At 57.0% G+C, this 16995-nt stretch carries 17 protein-coding genes; 9 read left to right on the top strand and 8 right to left on the bottom strand.

The window, feature by feature from the left end; translation table 11 throughout:
• Positions 1 to 4 precede the first annotated feature (4 nt).
• The 3 genes from xdhB (at position 5) to B5G42_RS12670 (ending at position 2989) form a co-directional block, all read left to right on the top strand.
• On the top strand, positions 5 to 892 hold the full coding sequence (gene xdhB, locus B5G42_RS12660; protein WP_087187529.1) for a xanthine dehydrogenase subunit XdhB: 888 nt from the start codon (positions 5 to 7) through the stop codon (positions 890 to 892).
• Complete coding sequence (gene xdhC, locus B5G42_RS12665) at positions 885 to 1391, top strand: xanthine dehydrogenase subunit XdhC (RefSeq protein WP_087187530.1); 507 nt, start codon at positions 885 to 887, stop codon at positions 1389 to 1391. The genes xdhB and xdhC overlap by 8 nt, the downstream gene beginning before the upstream one ends.
• Positions 1392 to 1573: 182 nt before the next feature.
• Positions 1574 to 2989, top strand: coding sequence for a uracil-xanthine permease family protein (locus B5G42_RS12670; protein ID WP_087271041.1), 1416 nt, complete (start codon positions 1574 to 1576; stop codon positions 2987 to 2989).
• Between the two features lie 108 nt (positions 2990 to 3097).
• On the opposite strand, the gene B5G42_RS12675 is transcribed toward B5G42_RS12670, so the two are convergent.
• Positions 3098 to 5155, bottom strand: coding sequence for an alpha/beta hydrolase family protein (locus B5G42_RS12675; protein ID WP_087271044.1), 2058 nt, complete (start codon positions 5153 to 5155; stop codon positions 3098 to 3100).
• A gap of 118 nt (positions 5156 to 5273) precedes the next feature.
• Complete coding sequence (locus B5G42_RS12680; protein WP_087271048.1) at positions 5274 to 5507, bottom strand: hypothetical protein; 234 nt, start codon at positions 5505 to 5507, stop codon at positions 5274 to 5276.
• A 45-nt stretch (positions 5508 to 5552) separates the two neighbouring features.
• Here B5G42_RS12680 and B5G42_RS12685 point away from each other — a divergent pair, with 45 nt between their 5' ends.
• The 5 genes from B5G42_RS12685 (at position 5553) to glpK (ending at position 10923) form a co-directional block, all read left to right on the top strand.
• Entirely contained in the window at positions 5553 to 6122 is a 570-nt protein-coding gene (locus tag B5G42_RS12685) for a glycerol-3-phosphate responsive antiterminator (protein ID WP_087271051.1), read from the top strand.
• A 253-nt stretch (positions 6123 to 6375) separates the two neighbouring features.
• The gene (locus B5G42_RS12690) at positions 6376 to 7812 is read left to right on the top strand and encodes an NAD(P)/FAD-dependent oxidoreductase (protein ID WP_087271053.1); all 1437 of its coding nucleotides are present in this window, start codon (positions 6376 to 6378) and stop codon (positions 7810 to 7812) included.
• On the top strand, positions 7805 to 9064 hold the full coding sequence (locus tag B5G42_RS12695; protein ID WP_087271056.1) for an NAD(P)/FAD-dependent oxidoreductase: 1260 nt from the start codon (positions 7805 to 7807) through the stop codon (positions 9062 to 9064). The genes B5G42_RS12690 and B5G42_RS12695 overlap by 8 nt, the downstream gene beginning before the upstream one ends.
• A complete protein-coding gene (locus B5G42_RS12700) occupies positions 9061 to 9405 on the top strand; it encodes a DUF1667 domain-containing protein (protein ID WP_087271059.1) in 345 nt (114 codons plus the stop codon). Before B5G42_RS12695 ends, B5G42_RS12700 begins: the two co-directional genes overlap by 4 nt.
• A gap of 33 nt (positions 9406 to 9438) precedes the next feature.
• Entirely contained in the window at positions 9439 to 10923 is a 1485-nt protein-coding gene (gene glpK, locus B5G42_RS12705; protein WP_206406191.1) for a glycerol kinase GlpK, read from the top strand.
• Positions 10924 to 10995: 72 nt separating this feature from the next.
• On the opposite strand, the gene B5G42_RS12710 is transcribed toward glpK, so the two are convergent.
• Both B5G42_RS12710 and B5G42_RS12715 read right to left on the bottom strand, forming a co-directional pair.
• The gene (locus tag B5G42_RS12710) at positions 10996 to 11661 is read right to left on the bottom strand and encodes a YczE/YyaS/YitT family protein (RefSeq protein ID WP_242955317.1); all 666 of its coding nucleotides are present in this window, start codon (positions 11659 to 11661) and stop codon (positions 10996 to 10998) included.
• The gene (locus B5G42_RS12715) at positions 11658 to 12089 is read right to left on the bottom strand and encodes a MarR family winged helix-turn-helix transcriptional regulator (RefSeq protein ID WP_087187540.1); all 432 of its coding nucleotides are present in this window, start codon (positions 12087 to 12089) and stop codon (positions 11658 to 11660) included. Before B5G42_RS12715 ends, B5G42_RS12710 begins: the two co-directional genes overlap by 4 nt.
• A 277-nt stretch (positions 12090 to 12366) precedes the next feature.
• Between B5G42_RS12715 and B5G42_RS12720 the strand changes: the two genes are divergently transcribed.
• Positions 12367 to 12828: a DUF2798 domain-containing protein gene (locus B5G42_RS12720; RefSeq protein ID WP_087271063.1), complete on the top strand. Its 462-nt coding sequence runs from the start codon at positions 12367 to 12369 to the stop codon at positions 12826 to 12828.
• A 76-nt stretch (positions 12829 to 12904) separates the two neighbouring features.
• Here the strand turns inward: B5G42_RS12720 and B5G42_RS12725 are convergent, their stop codons facing one another.
• From B5G42_RS12725 to B5G42_RS12740, 4 genes are all read right to left on the bottom strand, one after another.
• A complete protein-coding gene (locus B5G42_RS12725; RefSeq protein ID WP_087271066.1) occupies positions 12905 to 13366 on the bottom strand; it encodes a phage holin family protein in 462 nt (153 codons plus the stop codon).
• A 1-nt stretch (position 13367) separates the two neighbouring features.
• Positions 13368 to 14102 (bottom strand): N-acetylmuramoyl-L-alanine amidase family protein, encoded by a 735-nt coding sequence (locus tag B5G42_RS12730; RefSeq protein ID WP_087271069.1) that lies wholly within the window; start codon positions 14100 to 14102, stop codon positions 13368 to 13370.
• 247 nt (positions 14103 to 14349) lie between these two features.
• Positions 14350 to 15951, bottom strand: coding sequence for an IS1182 family transposase (locus B5G42_RS12735; RefSeq protein ID WP_087271072.1), 1602 nt, complete (start codon positions 15949 to 15951; stop codon positions 14350 to 14352).
• Between the two features lie 172 nt (positions 15952 to 16123).
• Entirely contained in the window at positions 16124 to 16939 is an 816-nt protein-coding gene (locus B5G42_RS12740; RefSeq protein ID WP_242961221.1) for a KilA-N domain-containing protein, read from the bottom strand.
• Positions 16940 to 16995 lie beyond the last annotated feature (56 nt).

Raw genomic sequence — 16995 nt, forward strand, 5'->3', positions numbered from 1 at the left:
GGCCATGTATGATATCAAAGCCCTTTACGAGGCAGAGAGCGTAGTTCATGCCGTCCAGCTGCTGCTGGAACACCCCGAGGCTCAGATCATTGCCGGCGGCAGTGACGTGCTGGTCCAGATCCGGGAGGGCAAGCGGGCCGGCAAGGAGCTGGTCAGCATCTATGGTCTGGACGAACTGCGGGGGGTGTCCTTTGAGGAGGACGGCGCCATCCGCATCGGCTCCCTCACCAGCTTCTCCCACATCACCAAGGACCCCATCATCCAGGCCCACATCAATGTGCTGGGTCAGGCGGTGGACCAGGTGGGCGGCCCCCAGATCCGCAACATCGGCACCATCGGCGGCAACACCTGTAACGGCGTCACCTCCGCCGACTCGGCCTCCACCCTGTTCGCCTGGGACGCCATCATCGAGATCACCGGACCGGAGGGCGTGCGGCGCATCCCCATCCAGGACTTCTACATCAAGGCCGGTCAGGTAGACCTGCGCCCCGGCGAACTCCAGACCGCCATTGTCATCCCCAAGGCCGCCTATGAGGGCTACGAGGGCCATTACATCAAGTACGCCATGCGCAACGCCATGGACATTGCCACTACCGGCTGCTCGGTGAATGTGAAGCTGTCGGCGGACAAGAGCACCATGGAGGACGTCCGTATCGCCTACGGCGTGGCGGGACCGGTTCCCATGCGGGCTGTCACCGCTGAGGCATATGCCAAAGGCAAGCCCACCACCAAGGCAGAGATCAAGGCCTTTGCCCAAACCGTGCTGGAGGACATCAATCCCCGTGACAGCTGGCGAGCCGCCAAGGACTTCCGCCAGCACATTGCCGTGGCACTGGCCGAGCGGGCCCTGACCGAATCCATTCGTCTGGCAGGAGGTGTGATCCATGAGTAATCAGTATAAACTGGTCCGCTGCACCATCAACGGCAAGCAGGTGGAGAAGATGATCGACGTGCGGGCCTCCCTCACCGATATGCTGCGGGACGACTACCGGCTCACCAGCGTCAAAAAGGGCTGCGAGGTTGGCGAGTGCGGCGCCTGCAATGTGCTGGTCAATGGGGAGTGCTTCAACTCCTGCATCTATCTGGCGGTGTGGGCCGACGGCAAGGAGATCCTCACCCTGGAGGGGCTGGCCGGTCCCAACGGTGAGATCTCCGACATCCAGCAGGCCTTCATCGACGAGGCTGCCGTCCAGTGCGGGTTCTGCACCCCCGGCTTCATCATGAGCGCCGCCGAGATCCTGGAGTCCGGCAGGGAGTACTCCGATGATGAGATCCGCAAGCTCATGTCTGGCCACCTGTGCCGGTGCACCGGATATGAGAACATTTTCCGGGCGGTGAAAAAGACCATGCTTCGCCGCCTGGGCAAAAATGCCGAGGCCGACGCCGTGTAATCCTATTGTCCCAAAGCCAGGTATCCCCTGATTCCTATGTTGCGCCCCTTCGGTCCTGTTGATTTGCCATAACGTTTCTGAAACAGTTCGGCCTCAGACCGAAGGGGTTTTTTACACCCTTTTGTGCAAAAAAATATGTATTTGAAATAATTATTTTTTATTTTGCAAGTGAGGTGTCAAGGATGGAAAACAAGGAAGCACAAGTCAAAACCGTCAGTGAAGACAACATCTACCGACTGAACGGGCGGGTCCCCCTGTCCAAGGCCATCCCCTTTGGCCTGCAGCACGTTCTGGCCATGTTTGTAGCCAACCTGGCGCCGGTGCTCATCGTGTGCAGCGCCGCCGTCGTGCGGGGAACGGATTCCCATCTCACTCCCGCGGAGATCACCCAACTGCTCCAGTGCGCTATGTTCGCCGCCGGCATCGGCACCTGTTTACAGCTCTATCCCATCTGGAAGATCGGCTCCAAGCTGCCCATCGTCATGGGTGTCAGCTTCACCTTCCTGGGCAGCCTGCTCATGATCTGCACCAATCCCGCTCTGGGCTATGAAGGTATGGTGGGTGCCGTCATCTTAGGCGGTATCTTCGAGGGCCTGGTAGGTTTGAGCGCAAAGTATTGGAAGCGCTTCCTCACCCCCGTGGTGTCTGCCTGCGTGGTCATCGCCATCGGTCTGTCTCTGTTGTCGGTGGGCATGGACTCCTGGGGCGGCGGCAATGGCGTGGCCGACTTTGGCGCCTGGTACCATCTGGCTATCGGTACCTTTACCCTAGTGGTGTGTCTGGTGTCCCGCTACTGCCTGAAGGGCGTCTATAAGAACCTGAACATCCTGGTGGGTCTGATCGTGGGCTATCTGGCCTCCGCTATTCTGACTGTGACGGGAGTGGCCCCTATGGTGGACTTCTCCGGCATCCAGAAGACCATCGGCGAAGTGGGCTTCTTCAGCCTGCCCAAGCTGGTGTTCTTCACCAGCCATACCCCTGTTTTTGACATCGGCGCTTTCTTTACCATCGCCATTGTGTTCCTGGTCTCCGCTGCGGAGACCACCGGCGCCACCGCTGCCGTGGCCCAGGGAGCGCTGGGACGTGACCTGAAGATTGAGGAGCTCCAGGGCTCCCTGGCGGTAGACGGCTTCTCCAGCTCCATCTCCGGCTGCTTTGGCTGTCTGCCCCTCACCTCCTTCAGTCAGAACGTAGGCCTGGTGACCATGACCGGCGTGATCAACCGCTTTACCATCCTGATGGGCGCCCTCATTCTGATTCTGGCCTCCCTCTTCCCCCCGCTGGGCGCCTTCTTCAATTCCCTGCCCCAGTCGGTACTGGGCGGCTGCACCGTCATGATGTTCGGCTCCATCATGTATGAGGGCATCAAGATGCTCAAGGAGTGCGTGTTCAACGACCGCACCATGATCATCGTCTCCCTCTCCTTCTGCATCGGCATTGGCCTGACCCAGACCTCCGGCAACTTCTTTGCCGCCTTCCCCTCCGCCGTGGGCGACATCTTCAACGGCAACGCCGTGGCCGGCGTGTTCGTGGTCTCCCTGCTGCTCAGTCTCATTCTGCCAAAGGATAAGACAGAAGAGGTATCCGCAAAAAAATAATCGTCTTCATACAAACGGGGACCGCACACTAGTGTGCGGTCCCCGTTTGTGCAAAAGCAAATATTGATTGATTCCACCCCAGCCCATTGTAAAATGTAGCCGCAGAGGTTACGTCAATACATAATTATACTGGGTAAAGGTATTGGCGCAGATAATGATGGTGCATAGCATACCGTTTAAAAGTCCGCCTACCCAAATACTCCCCGTCCGCAAATAGATCCTACGGCCAATGATATTGGTAATAATCAGCATAGGAATAATGGGGAACAGGAGAATATATCCCAGAGAAGCGCTGACTGCAAACATAACGCTGGAATCCTCAAACATCCATACAGCCTGCTGCCCTGTAGCAACCATACTGTAATACTGAAGTGCGACGATTACAATCAGACCCAGAACATTAAACAGGCACGTCAATGTCATGGATTTCCACTCCGCCATCCCCTTAAATCGGTTATTTGCATTACAAAGCGCATTCACCAGATAGAAGAACACAAAGAATGGTAAATAACGAACAATTGTTCCTATCTTGGCAAATTCAAAGGGCATAACAGCCATAACCCAGATTCTGAAATCTGTTCCCCAGATCATGTAATGCAGGTTTACAATCAGGTAGAGGCAGGCAATTACCGTCAGCGCAAGCAGAGCAGCCTTAAAGAATTCTCTTACGCTAGACAGGTCCGCTGGTGCAAAGGGAGCCTCCCAATAATTCTCGTTTTTTCGATTGAGCAGCGCCCGGACACCCCAGAAAACAAGCAGGAGTACAAGACCTACCACGCCGCACGCGGCTGTCCACATTCCGATGGTGTTTGTTGATGTTTGCGGATAAAGTTGGCTGGGTGGGAATATGTTATTGCCGAATCGATATCCTGAGAAAATGGGTTGGAAGATGATAGCCGTTATTGCCGTCATCAAAATCCCGCACACCCAAAACGGGATAATGACTTTAGCACCCCTATATTTCGGCAGTCTCTCGTCCACATGGGTGGTTCCTTTTTTCAAGGATTTAAATACAGGTACCGACAGCAGGAGATCCACGGCAGGTACAATCAGCAGGAAGAATCCGATTAAACCTATCAGATTAAAAAACTCTTTCCATTGCCAGATCTGATTGCCGGCAGGTATGACTTCCGCTCCATCAGGAATCCCCAGAGAAGAGTAGAAAAATTCTACCGCATATCCAACACACCTGCTCGAAAAATGTGCCCACGGATGAATGATATCCGGCCAATAAATTACGGATGCTTGTGTGCCCAGTGTTTCTCCGTCTTCAAAATTCACCGACACAGGCCCAGCTTCGGTGTAGAACTGTCCTGCTACAACGGCATCATCCTGAAAATCTGGATACGAGGCCCGAACCAGGGTCTTGGCCTGATCCGTATGAAGGTAGTCATAGGAGTTATCGCGTACAATACTGAATTCATCATATTGGCACATAATAGTACCCGAAACTAGGGTCTCTGGAAAGGCACCAAATTCATCCAGAACAGCGGTCAGTCCAGCAGAATTTGCTTGTCCCAGATAGGCCTTAACGTAATCCCCATGGCCAGCTCGCATAAGATGCTGCATCAGCCAGCCGCACGTACGTCCACCCTGAGAGTGCCCCGTAATCCCCATATTGCTTTCATCCACATAGGGTTGAGACATAAGCCACTCCAAAACGGGCTCCATACCACTGTTGTCTGTTGCTGTTATAATATTGGCGGACGGATCAAAGGTCACATCGCTGCTGCCGTGCCCGGCCATATCAAGAACCGCCACAACATATCCCCGCCGGGCAAGCTCCACATAATAGGCATCCTGCATCTCTTTGTTGTTGTAAAAACCGTGAACGCTGACAATCCCAGGTGCCGGATGATCTGTTGACGCATTTCCCGGCACCAGAAGCTTGAAACTAAGCTGCTTAGTGGAGGCCGTCATGTCTGTGGAGCCATTTGAGCCGTCATATGTAACTATCACATCTTTCCCATATGCTTCTGCATTTTTCTGTGTCTCCAGCGCCATCTCTGCCCATGTCATCTTATAATCCTTTACAGATACTGTGTACCCACTGCTTTCAAATGCGCTTGCGCCAATACCGCTGATTATTATCAGTACCAGGGCAATACAAAGCCACCGTAGGGCTTTATGCTTGCCAAACAATTTTCTTGTTTCTCCCTTTTTCATTGTGTTGACCCCCTCCAAATCATATTTCCCGCTTTGAGTACTGTACCGATATATAAAAAGCACGACCGTCCTTCCGACAGTCGCGCTTCTCAATCACTCATGCGCATATCAAATTAAGTTACTGTACTAAAGCCGTTTTCAACATACCAGATGCACGAGTGACTGTCAAGTAGTCTAGATATTTTTTGTCAGTTTTGTATAAACTGGGCATATCAATTTTGGTTCTCTCTGCAAAATTTGATTTTTCCCGCCTCCTCTCTTGCATTTCTGGTTTCAGCCTGTTATTATGAAACTGTCCTCTGTGCAGAAGAGTGATAGAGTGCGCAAGGCAGCCAGCGGTTGCTTTGCGCATTTTTATGTCCTCCCGCTGTATGGGAGCCGAAACGAGGCGATGACCATGAATTGCACAAGCTTACTGGAGCTGCTGGCCGATGGGCCGGTTATCGCCGCGGTAAAGGACGACGCCGGACTGGAGCCCGCGCTGGAAAGTGATGTGGCCGTTCTTTTTCTGCTCTATGGTGATATCCTGACCATCGGCGAAAAGGTAGCCCGCATCCATCAGGCAGATAAGAAGGCCTTTGTCCATCTGGATCTCATCGACGGACTATCCGCCCGGGAGATCTCCGCCGACTTTATTGCCCGGTATACCGCCGCCGACGGTGTGATCTCCACCAAGGCCGCCCTTACCAAGCGGGCCAGAGAACTGGGGCTGGTGGCCATCCAGCGGGTCTTTTTGCTGGACTCCATGGCCCTGAAGAACGTGGAGCGCCACTTCTCCCAGGAATCCGCTGACTTAGTGGAGGTACTGCCCGGCCTGATGCCCAAGATCATCCGGCAGCTGTGCCAGACCACCGGAAAGCCCATCATCGCCGGCGGTCTGATCTCCGATAAGGAGGATGTAACAGGCGCCCTGGGCGCCGGAGCGGTGGCGGTTTCCTCTACCAACCCCGCCGTCTGGGCCATGTAAAATCAGATACTGTTGTTTCCAGAGTATGAGAGTGAAACAAAGCTACCCCGCCGGGGCGGCTTTGTTTTGCTCTTTTTTGCTATGAAAAAGCATAGCAAAATTGGCCATGTGCCGCTTTCAGCGGCACGGCCATAAAATCAAAGCGCATGGGCCGGGACGGTCCATATGCTCATAAACTTCATGCGCCACAAGCCTTTGCCCGTTTTCGTGGTGCGCTCTTGGCGTATGAAGTTTCATGCCAGGAGGTTTTATTATGTATGACGTTCTCATTATTGGCTGCGGCATTACCGGCGCGGCGGCCGCCTTCCAGTTCTCCCGCTATCGTCTGAACGTAGCTGTTCTGGAGCGGGAAAACGACGTAGCCGACGGCACCACCAAGGCAAACTCCGCCATTCTCCATGCCGGATATGACCCCGAGCCTGGCACGCTTATGGCCAAACTCAACGTACGGGGTGCCGCCCTGGCAAAAGAACTGTGTGCCAAGCTGGACGTACCCTACCGGCAGTGCGGCTCCTTCGTGCTGGCCTTTTCCCCGGAGGAGGAGGCCACCCTCCGTGCTCTCCAGCAGCGTGGCCAGGACAACGGCGTGCCCGGCTTGGAAGTGCTCACTGGCGACCAGGCCAGGGCCATGGACCCCAACCTGTCCTCCCAGGTAACCGCCGCGCTCTGGGCCCCTACCGCCGCCATCTGTTCCCCCTGGGAATACTGCCTGGCTCTGGCAGAGACCGCCGTACGCAACGGCGCCGACCTCCGGCTGGACACCGCCGTCACCGGTCTGGAACGGCTGGAGGACGGCTGGCTGGTCCACACCAATCAGGGTGATTTCCGCAGCCGATATGTGATCAACGCCGCTGGTGTGTCCGCCCAGACCATCCATGAGATGGCGGCTCCCGCCAGCTTTACCATCCACCCCTCCCGGGGTCAGTATTTCCTGCTGGACAAGAGCGAGGGGGACCGGGTGGGCCATGTGATCTTCCAGTGCCCCGGTCCCAGCGGCAAGGGCGTGCTGGTGGCCCCCACCGTCCACGGCAACCTGATCGTGGGGCCCAACGCCGACCCGGTGCCCGACGACGATGTGGGTACCACCGCCGACGGACTGGCCTATGTGCGGAGCACCGCCCTCAAGTCGGTGCCCTCGGTGAACTTCCGGGAGTCCATCCGCAACTTTGCCGGCGTGCGGGCCTCCACCGACCGGGGAGATTTTATCATCGAACTGGCTGCCCCCGGCTTTCTGGATCTGGCGGGCATCTGCTCCCCCGGTCTCACCGCCGCCCCCGCCATCGCGGAATACGCCGTCCAGCTGCTGAAGCGGGACGGGCTGGTGCTGGAAGAAAAGCAGACCTACTGCTGTCAGCGCCGACGGGTCCGCTTTCATGACCTGTCTCCAGCGGAAAAGGCACGGCTGGTGGAGCAGGACCCGACCTACGGCCGTGTCATCTGCCGGTGTGAGACCGTTACTGAGGGCGAGATTCTGGACGCCCTCCGCAGTCCCATCCCGCCCCGCTCGGTGGACGGGGTAAAGCGCCGGGTGGGCGCCGGCATGGGCCGGTGCCAGGGCGGCTTCTGCGGGCCCCGGGTGGTGGAGATCCTGGCCCGGGAGCAGCAGGTCAGTCCCGGCACCATTGTACAGGATAAAGCGGGCAGCTGGCTGCTGGCAAGCCAGACGAAGGGAGGCAATGACCATGTATGATCTGATCGTAATCGGCGGCGGCCCGGCTGGGCTGGCAGCCGCCTGTGCCGCCTGGGAGAAGGGCCTGAAGCATATCCTCATTGTGGAGCGGGACAAGGAACTGGGCGGCATCCTGAACCAGTGCATCCACAACGGCTTTGGCTTGCATTATTTTAAAGAGGAACTCACCGGACCGGAATACGCCGGACGGTTTATCAAGATGCTGGAGGACACCGGCGTGGAGGTGCGGCTGGACACCATGGTGCTCACCGTCACAGAGAACCGGCAGGTCCATATGGTGGGCAAAGATACCGGCTATCGCATTGAAGAGGCCAAGGCCATCATCCTGGCCATGGGCTGCCGGGAGCGTACCCGGGGCGCCATCGCCATCCCCGGTCAGCGGCCCGCCGGCGTCTTTACCGCCGGAGCGGCCCAGCGATACGTCAACATGGAGGGCTGGCTGCCGGGACGACGGGTGGTCATCTTGGGCAGCGGCGACATCGGCCTCATCATGGCCCGCCGCATGACTCTGGAGGGTGCCAAAGTGCTGGCCTGCGTGGAGGTCATGCCCTACTCCGGCGGTCTGAACCGGAACATCGTCCAGTGTCTCCATGACTACGACATCCCCCTCTACCTCTCCCACACCGTCACCGACATCCGCGGCCGGGACCGGGTGGAGCAGGTGGTGGTTTCCAAGGTGGATGAACGCCGCCAGCCCATCCCCGGCACCGAGATGGTATTCGACTGCGATACCCTGCTGCTGTCGGTGGGCCTGATCCCGGAAAATGAGCTGACCCGCCAGGCGGGCATCGCCATCGATCCCCGCACCAATGGGGCGGTGGTCTATGAGAATATGGAGACCTCCCTCCCCGGCGTGTTTGCCTGCGGCAACGTGGCCCACGTCCATGATCTGGTGGACTTTGTTACCGCCGAGAGCCAGCGGGCAGGCGCGGCTGCGGCAGACTACGTCCTGGGCTCAGCCCCCTCCGATCCCGCCGCGCTGGAGGTACACACCGGCGACGGCGTGACCTACACCGTACCCCAGCACATCCGGCCCAACCGGGTGGCAAAAAATTGTGACCTTTTCTTCCGGGTCAACCGGATCTGTGGGGACAGTCAGATCCTTGTCAAGTCGGGGGATACTCTCATTGCCCGATTCCCCCGGGAGCATCTGGCCCCCGGTGAGATGGAGCACATCGTTCTGCCTAAGGTCCTGCTGGAGCGGGCCTCGGAAGCCATTACCGTATCCATTCAGGAGGTGGAGTCCAAATGAAAGAACTGATCTGCATTGTCTGCCCCAAGGGCTGCCACCTGAAGGTCGACGAGGAACAGGATTACCGGGTAACCGGAAATGGCTGTCCACGGGGCGAAGAATATGGTAAAATGGAGCTGACTCATCCCACACGGGTGGTCACCTCCACCGTCCGCTGCACCGGCGGGGCCCATCCCCGCTGCCCGGTCAAGACAGACGCGCCCATTCCTAAGGCGCTGATCATGCAGGCGGTCCGTTGTCTGGACGGGGTGGAGCTGACCGCACCGATTCATACCGGCGACATCGTGGTGCCCAACGTCTGCGGCACCGGCGTTTCCTTTGTAGCCACACGCGATCTGTGACCGCAGCGCTGCGGAATATCGGGAGGCATTGTTATGGAAAAGTATATCCTGTCCCTGGATCAGGGTACCACCAGTTCCCGGGCCATTCTCTTTGACGGGGAGCAGAACATCATCGGCATCAGCCAGAAGGAATTTACCCAGATCTATCCCCAGGAGGGCTGGGTGGAGCACGACGCCATGGAGATCTGGTCCTCCCAGTACGCGGTGATGATGGAGGTCATCGCCCAGTCGGGGGTGGACCCGGCCAAGATCGCCGCCACCGGCATCACCAACCAGCGGGAGACCACCATTTTGTGGGACAAGGTCACCGGCCGCCCCATCTGCAACGCCATCGTGTGGCAGTGCCGCCGCACCGCCGGCATTGTGGATCAGCTGATGGCTGACGGTCTGGGGGACCACATCCGCAAAACCACCGGCCTGATCCCCGATGCCTACTTCTCCGCCACCAAGATCAAATGGATGCTGGATCATGTGGAGGGAGCCCGGGAGAAGGCCCGCCGGGGCGAGATTCTCTTCGGTACGGTGGACACCTGGCTGCTGTGGAAGCTCACCGGCGGGGCAGCCCACGTCACCGACGTGACCAACGCCTCCCGCACCATGCTCTACGATATCCATAAGCTGTGCTGGGACGACACCCTGCTCCACGCCCTGGATATTCCCAAGGCCATGCTGCCCGAAGTGCGCTCCTCCAGCGAGATCTACGGCTATACCGAGATCCAGGGCGTCAAGGTGCCCATCGCCGGTATTGCTGGCGACCAGCAGGCCGCTCTGTTCGGTCAGACCTGCTTTGAGCCCGGCGACGCCAAAAACACCTACGGCACCGGCTGTTTTCTGCTTATGAACACCGGCTCGGTCCCCTGTGAGAGCCGCAACGGCCTTATCACTACCATTGCCGTGGGCCGGGACGGCGGCGTCCAATACGCTCTGGAGGGCTCCGTCTTTGTGGGCGGAGCGGTGATCCAGTGGCTGCGGGACGAGATGCGTTTCTTCACCGAGAGCCGAGACGCGGAGTATTACGCCCAGAAGGTCGCCGACAACGGCGGGGTGTACCTGGTGCCCGCCTTCACCGGCCTGGGCGCCCCCTACTGGGATATGTACGCCCGGGGCACTCTGGTGGGCTTGACCCGCGGCACCCGCCGGGAGCACATCATCCGGGCCGCCCAGGAATCCATCGCCTACCAGGTAGCCGATCTGGTTCACGCCATGGAGTCAGACACCGGTGTACCTCTCACCCAGCTGAAGGCCGATGGCGGCGCCAGCCGGGACCAGTTCCTGATGCAGTTCCAAGCCGATATCATTGATCGTGAGGTGCGCCGTCCCGCCATCCGGGAGACCACCGCCCTGGGCGCGGCCTACCTGGCCGGTCTGGCTGCCCATGTGTGGCAGGACACCGACGAGATTCGCCACCTGTGGATGTGCGATACCGCCTTTGAGCCCCGTATGATCGCCCCGGAGCGGGAGCGGCTGCTGGCCGGCTGGCACAAGGCAGTGGGCCGCAGCCGGGACTGGAGCCGCTGAAACCTTCTATTTTAAAAAGAAAAACGTCCGGCCATGCTGTTGCTCAACAGTATGGCCGGACATTTTTTGTATTTAGGCTTGAGACAACTGACGGCTCCTCAGCAATGCCTGCACCGGTGCTCCGATCAGGCGGCCAAACAGCCTTGCAATGGTCCCCACCAGCAGAGCGGAAATGAAGGTACCCTCCCGAACTCCGGTCAGGGTGTGGAACAGCAGCAACCCCAGCACCGCCGCCGTGGCCGCCATAGTCACATCCACCGCCACCTTGGTCTTTCCAAAGTTGGTGTTCCAGCGAGTGGAGATGGCCTTTACTGTACACTCGCCCGGCAGCATGACCACATTGGCCGCCACCTCGATGAACACACCAAAACCCAGCACCAGGCAGCCCAGCAGCAGCGAGCAGACTTTAGCGGGATAGGTCTGGGGGTCCACAAACCAGAACAGCGCCATGGACAGGTCGATAAATACAGAAAAGATAGGGATCACCGGCAGCTGAAGCAAAAACTGCTTGGGAAAACGCTTCCCCAGGATAATCAGCTGAATGGCAATCAACAGCAGGCTGAAAAACAGGGTAAACATCCCCAATGACAGGGGAAACCGAATGCTCAGCACATAGGGGACGCTGGTAATGGGCGACGTGCCCAGGTTGGCTCTGGTGGTCAGGGCGATCCCCAGAGAATTGACGAACAGTCCGAATAAAAACAACACATATCTCCGGACCAGCTCTGCTTTGCTCACTGCAAACCCTCCATATCGGTCATATTCGCGCACACCTTGTAGAGGCAGTCCAGCAGTTGAGCCCGCTGTTCCTCGCTCAGTCCGGCCTGTACTACCTCCGACTGCCGCTCCATGGTCTGGCGCACCTCTCTCTGTTTGGCCCATCCCTGCTCTGTCAGATAGACGTGGAGGGACCGCCGGTTGCCATCCTCATTGCAGCGCCGGATCAGGCCCTTTTCCTCCATGCGGTTGAGCAACCCGGTCAGCGTGGCCGGGTCGATCTGGCATCCGGCCGCAATCGCCTTCTGTACGCTGCCGTCGTGGCGGCCCAAGTAGTCCAGCACTTTGGGCTGGCCGGCCGTCAGGCCAGACCCGTTCAGTTCCGCCATCACGCTACGCTGAAACAGCGATTGCGTCGCCATCAACAGATAGTGGAAGCTGCGGTCCATATGGCTCCTCCCCCAAACAGTTTTGTTCCAAACAATTTGTATACAAATATTTTAGCGCGATTTCCTTTTGCTGTCAACCATGCACCTTGGACAAAAGGAGCGCTCACGTTGAGACATTTTTGTGTGCTCTGCCTGCAAAAAAACGCTTACGAAAGCCTTTTAAAAATGCTAAAATGAACCTATAATAGGCAGTCGCAGTGAAGGAAAGTAACGAGACGGGCGTTTCGTTGCTTTCCTTTTTTGTTGCTGTCCAAACTGTTTGGAGAGGAGACCCCAAATGCCTAAAACAAAACTGCAAAATGTGATCTTTACCATTATCATGGCCGTTATCATGGTATACGGTATGATCGTCTACAACGTAGCTCTCAATACCGGCGGCGTTACCAATCAGACCTTCCTGCTGGCCCTTCATGAGCTGCCCATCATGGCGCCCATCGCCTTCCTGCTGGAGTTCTTTGTGGTAGAAAAGCTGGCCACCAGACTGGCCTTTTCCTTCATGCGGCCCACCGACCGCCCTCAGTTCATTACCTACGCCATCTCCACCATGATCGTGTGCATCATGTGCCCCACCATGAGCCTGATTGCCACCCTGCTGTTCAAGGAGCCCAGCTTCGGCGCCTGGGTCCACACCTTCGGCTGCAATATGCCCATGGCACTGATTTGGCAGCTGCTCTACTGCGGTCCTCTGGTCCGGTTGATCTTCCGCACCCTGTTCCGCCGTCAGCTGGCCAAGGCCTGACCCTTTCATCTCCTGCACTAAAAATGCCCTGTGGGCGCCTTTATCTCGGCGCCCACAGGGCATTTCTATCCGGTATTCAATTTTCCAGGTTGTCCCCCGCCTGATCTACTTTGGACTCCAATGCCGCAATCATTTTGGTGAGCCACGCCGGAATGGGCGCGCCCAGGGCTCCGGCGTTCTCAATGATGCTCCCTGCCTCGGTAAGGATGTACCAGATCACCACCAGGGGGCAGAGCAGCACTGTGTAAGTGAAGGGCAGCTCCATCCCCGGCACATGGGCCAGCAGGCGGCCAATGACCATGTCTAAAACGGCCGCCACAATGACAGCCACCACGCTGCCCAGCTTGTGCCAGATCCCGTCCCGGGCGGTCTTGCTGGACCACTCCCCCGCCCGCAGGGCGGCGGCGGAGCCGGTGGCGTAGTCGATAAGCATAAACACGATCCAGGCCACCACCACCCAGCCGAACCAGCCCCACAGGGCGGTGAGAGCGGCGCACACGGCGGCCACTGCCGCCTTGAAGGAATTGATGTGCTCCATGTCAGGCTCCTTTCCCGGGCAGCAGCCCCAGCCGGTCCAGCACCACGGCGGCCTCCTGCCGGGTCAGCTGGTCCCTGGGCCGGGTGCCGTCGAAGATCCCGGCGGCAGCCGCCTTGCTCCATGCCTCCCTGGCCCAGCTGTCCGGCTCATTGGGCTGTCCGCTCTCCTGATCCGGCTCCTTGACCTCCAGGCCCAGATAGTCGCAGATCCCGGCGCAGGTGGCCCGGGCCAGCTTGTCCCGGTAGGCGGCGTCCTTCAGCAGGGCCAGGTCCTGAGCGTTGGTGTGGAAGCCGTACTCCAGCAGCACCGCCGGGGCGGTGGTGGAGGCCAGCACCGTGTACATCTCATGGGCCAGACCGCTGCCCCACAGCACCACGCCGGCGGCGTGGACGCGGTTGATGATGGCGGCCGCCAGCTTATTCCGCGCTGCCGTCTCCGGGGGCGCGGAGGTGAAGGCCACAAACCCCCGGGCAGAACTCCCGGCGGCGTTGGAGTGAAGGGAGACGAACAGGTCCGCCCCCGCCCGGTTGCTCACCGAGGCCCGGGCGCTGAGACCGGGATAGTCGCTCTCCTGCTTACGGGTGCCTACCACGATGATGCCCTGTGCCTCCAGCAGAGGCCGCAGTCGGGTGTACAAGTCCCAGGTAAATTCACATTCCTTGTAGCTCCCGTCCGAGGAGCCGTTGACACACCCCGGCCCGTGGCCTGGGTCCAGGCATACAATGGATTTGCTCATAGATTTGTCCTCCTTATCTGACGGAGTCTCCACCGTCTTTTTTATCCATGCACATATCAAATCACCTGTAGCAACAGCTCATAGGTCCAGCCAGCATTGCACCGTCAACGGGAATATACCGGTTATCAAACGGAATCATAGTATCACCTCCTACCCATAGGCGCACAGGGCCGGATGATGTACGTTCTCATACACCGATGCAAAGAATTTCTTTGTATACCACAAACTATCTGTCAAAAGGTCCTCTTTACTTACATTTCATAGAGAAGAAAAAAACCTCGAGCCGTAACGGCTCGAGGTTTTTACTAATCCATATATGACTAAAAAAGAAGGACACGCTTAAGCGTGTCCTTCCAGCCTGTCGAGAAACCCGGTTTATGCATGAAGCATAAGCCGGGTTTCTGGCATATAGAGGCCAAAGAAGTACAAGCGTGAATGGAGAAAGCTTCTCCTTCCACAACCACTTGGCCAGTTTTTTCAGATTCATGGCAGCAAATTTAAGCTTCACCCAGTTGGACACTTGGGCCAAGCCTCTGTACTGGGTATAACGCATAGCGTGTTTTTCCTTGGCGTCGGCAAAGACCCGTTCAATGGTTTCCTTACGCCGCTTGTAGAGTTGCCGGTATTTTGGTGTATAGCGTGCGTCGTCCGCCAACTCCTCATAGTCTCTCCAGATGTGTCGCTGTACTTTTTTTACGCAGTCTTTGGAATGGGTGCACAGATGGCGGGTGGGGCAGTTGACGCAGATGCTGGGATCACTCCTGTATTCCCGGTAGCCATCCCGGTTGGTGGTATGGTAGGCCAATGCCTGGTACTCCGGGCAGAGCACGCAGTCATAGTACTCGTCATACACATACTTCCACCACTCGTGACCGCCCTTCATGGTCTGAGGCCGCTTATAAGCGGTGGACAGCACACATCCGTCTTCAAACACCTTTTTGCAGATATGCGGGGTCTTATAGGCGGAATCGGCAACGATCGTCTCCACTTCCGGGAAATCCGCTGTCACACGGTCATAGACTTCATCAAATGCCACACTGTCATGTACATTTCCAGGGGTAATTACTGTCTCCAGAACGAATCCATGCTCGTCACAGGCGGTGTGGGCTTCATAGGCAAACTGCCGCTTGTGGTCTCCCTTTACAAACAAGCCACTGTCTGGATCGGTTACGCTCCGGGTCACCGTACGCAGCTTCTCCTTCTTCCGCCGGGCCAGCTTCTTCTTGGAGGTATTGTCTCTGGGCTTCTTTGCCGGAGCCGGTGGCTCGTCATCATCGTCAAAGGGTTTCTTGCCATGGATCTCCCGGTCTGCGTTTACCTCTTCCATCAGTTCCTTGGCATAGTGCCTGGATACCACCGGGATCTGGACCTTGACCTTCTTCTTGGTGTTCGCGCTGGCTTTGATGTGTGTGCCGTCAATAAATACCGCCTTAGGAGAAAGGTAGCCCGCTTCCGCCGCTTCCTCCAGAATCCAGTGGAATACCTGGTCTACGGTCTCCTCGGTAAAACGGTGCCGGAAGTTATAGCTCACCGTGGAATAGTGGGGCGTTTCCTCTTGTAATGTATACCCCAAAAACCAGCGGTATGCTACATTTAAGCCTACTTCTTCTGCCGTCCGCCGAAGGGACGGCAATCCGTACAGATGCTGGATCAGTACCATTTTGATCAGCACCACGGGGTCTACGCTTGGTCTGCCGTTGTCCTCGCTATACAACGGCTTCACCATTTCGTATATACGGTCGAAATCCACTGCCTGATCTATTTTCCGAAGCAGGTGATCTTTCGGTACCAGGCTGTCTATTCCTACAATCTCTATTACATCACGATCTTTTTTTCCACGTTCCAGCATCTCCCTCACCTCCACCTCTATCTTATCTCATCTAAATGAAAAAGCCCAGCTTTTGCTGGACTTTTTCGACAGGCTGGAAGGACACGCTTAAGCGTGTCCTTCTTCTTGGAACATCGCAACACTATAGATGCAACGGCCTTCGCCCACTCGCAAACGTCTTGCCTATTATTTTTTACTCCACAGGAGATAGTTCTTCGCTATGAGCCTCCAGAGCTTCGATTCGGTGATCTTGAGTCAGGATCTCCATCTGGCTTATAGCGATGGCATTGAGTTTTGTCAGCCGTTCGGCCTGAGACATCCCCTCATTGATGAACACCGCATTCAGGTTCTCCAGATTGGACAGGCAGACCAGCTGAGAGACATTGGCATAGTCGCGAATATTTCCTTTCAGGTCCGGTTGGCTGTCCCGCCACTGCTTTGCAGTCATGCCGAACAGAGCCATGTTCAACACATCGGCTTCACTGGCATACACCATGGAAACCTGCTTTGCGGAAAGCTCCGGCGGGATCAGGTTCTCCTTGATAGCGTCCGTGTGGATGCGGTAATTGATCTTAGCCAGGTTTCGCTTGATGTCCCAGCCAAGCTGTTTCATTTCCTCGGCCTTGAGCCGCTCAAATTCCTTGATCAGATAGATTTTGAACTCAGGGCTGATCCACATGCCGAACTCAAAGGCAATGTCTTTGTAGGCATATGTACCGCCATATCTTCCGGCCTTTGCCCGCAGTCCAATTGCATGGGTCTTTTCAACCCACTCTTTGACGCTGAGCTTGTAGCTGTTCAAACCAGCCTGACTTCTAATTGCGGCGAATTCGCCATAATTAAAATCCGGGTTGTGGATCTGTTCCCATATCCCGAGAAATTCAACTGTGTTTCGGTTTCGCAGCCAGTCGGAGATGAAAAAGTCTCCGTCTTTCGCCCTGAGCATAAAATGCACCCACCGTGCGGTGAGTGCATACGAAGAGAAATATTTGCCGAGCTTTAGCGGTATATAGTGAGTAAGGACAAATGGTGTCGAATAAAAAAGAACCGCAACCCCTTGGAGGA

This window comes from Flavonifractor sp. An91 (assembly GCF_002159225.1).
GTDB classification, from domain to species: domain Bacteria; phylum Bacillota; class Clostridia; order Oscillospirales; family Oscillospiraceae; genus Flavonifractor; species Flavonifractor avicola.

What these genes read in the sequence shown, in the direction of transcription:
- B5G42_RS12720 (WP_087271063.1), top strand. Translation starts at nt 12,367, where the DNA reads ATGCCTAAAACAAAACTGCAAAATGTGATCTTTACCATTATCATGGCC.
- B5G42_RS12690 (WP_087271053.1), top strand. Translation starts at nt 6,376, where the DNA reads ATGTATGACGTTCTCATTATTGGCTGCGGCATTACCGGCGCGGCGGCC.
- B5G42_RS12695 (WP_087271056.1), top strand. Translation starts at nt 7,805, where the DNA reads ATGTATGATCTGATCGTAATCGGCGGCGGCCCGGCTGGGCTGGCAGCC.
- B5G42_RS12730 (WP_087271069.1), bottom strand. Translation starts at nt 14,102, where the DNA reads ATGAGCAAATCCATTGTATGCCTGGACCCAGGCCACGGGCCGGGGTGT.
- B5G42_RS12675 (WP_087271044.1), bottom strand. Translation starts at nt 5,155, where the DNA reads ATGAAAAAGGGAGAAACAAGAAAATTGTTTGGCAAGCATAAAGCCCTA.
- B5G42_RS12725 (WP_087271066.1), bottom strand. Translation starts at nt 13,366, where the DNA reads ATGGAGCACATCAATTCCTTCAAGGCGGCAGTGGCCGCCGTGTGCGCC.
- glpK (WP_206406191.1), top strand. Translation starts at nt 9,439, where the DNA reads ATGGAAAAGTATATCCTGTCCCTGGATCAGGGTACCACCAGTTCCCGG.
- xdhB (WP_087187529.1), top strand. Translation starts at nt 5, where the DNA reads ATGTATGATATCAAAGCCCTTTACGAGGCAGAGAGCGTAGTTCATGCC.
- B5G42_RS12680 (WP_087271048.1), bottom strand. Translation starts at nt 5,507, where the DNA reads ATGCGCAAAGCAACCGCTGGCTGCCTTGCGCACTCTATCACTCTTCTG.
- B5G42_RS12700 (WP_087271059.1), top strand. Translation starts at nt 9,061, where the DNA reads ATGAAAGAACTGATCTGCATTGTCTGCCCCAAGGGCTGCCACCTGAAG.
- B5G42_RS12715 (WP_087187540.1), bottom strand. Translation starts at nt 12,089, where the DNA reads ATGGACCGCAGCTTCCACTATCTGTTGATGGCGACGCAATCGCTGTTT.
- B5G42_RS12735 (WP_087271072.1), bottom strand. Translation starts at nt 15,951, where the DNA reads ATGCTGGAACGTGGAAAAAAAGATCGTGATGTAATAGAGATTGTAGGA.
- B5G42_RS12685 (WP_087271051.1), top strand. Translation starts at nt 5,553, where the DNA reads ATGAATTGCACAAGCTTACTGGAGCTGCTGGCCGATGGGCCGGTTATC.
- xdhC (WP_087187530.1), top strand. Translation starts at nt 885, where the DNA reads ATGAGTAATCAGTATAAACTGGTCCGCTGCACCATCAACGGCAAGCAG.
- B5G42_RS12670 (WP_087271041.1), top strand. Translation starts at nt 1,574, where the DNA reads ATGGAAAACAAGGAAGCACAAGTCAAAACCGTCAGTGAAGACAACATC.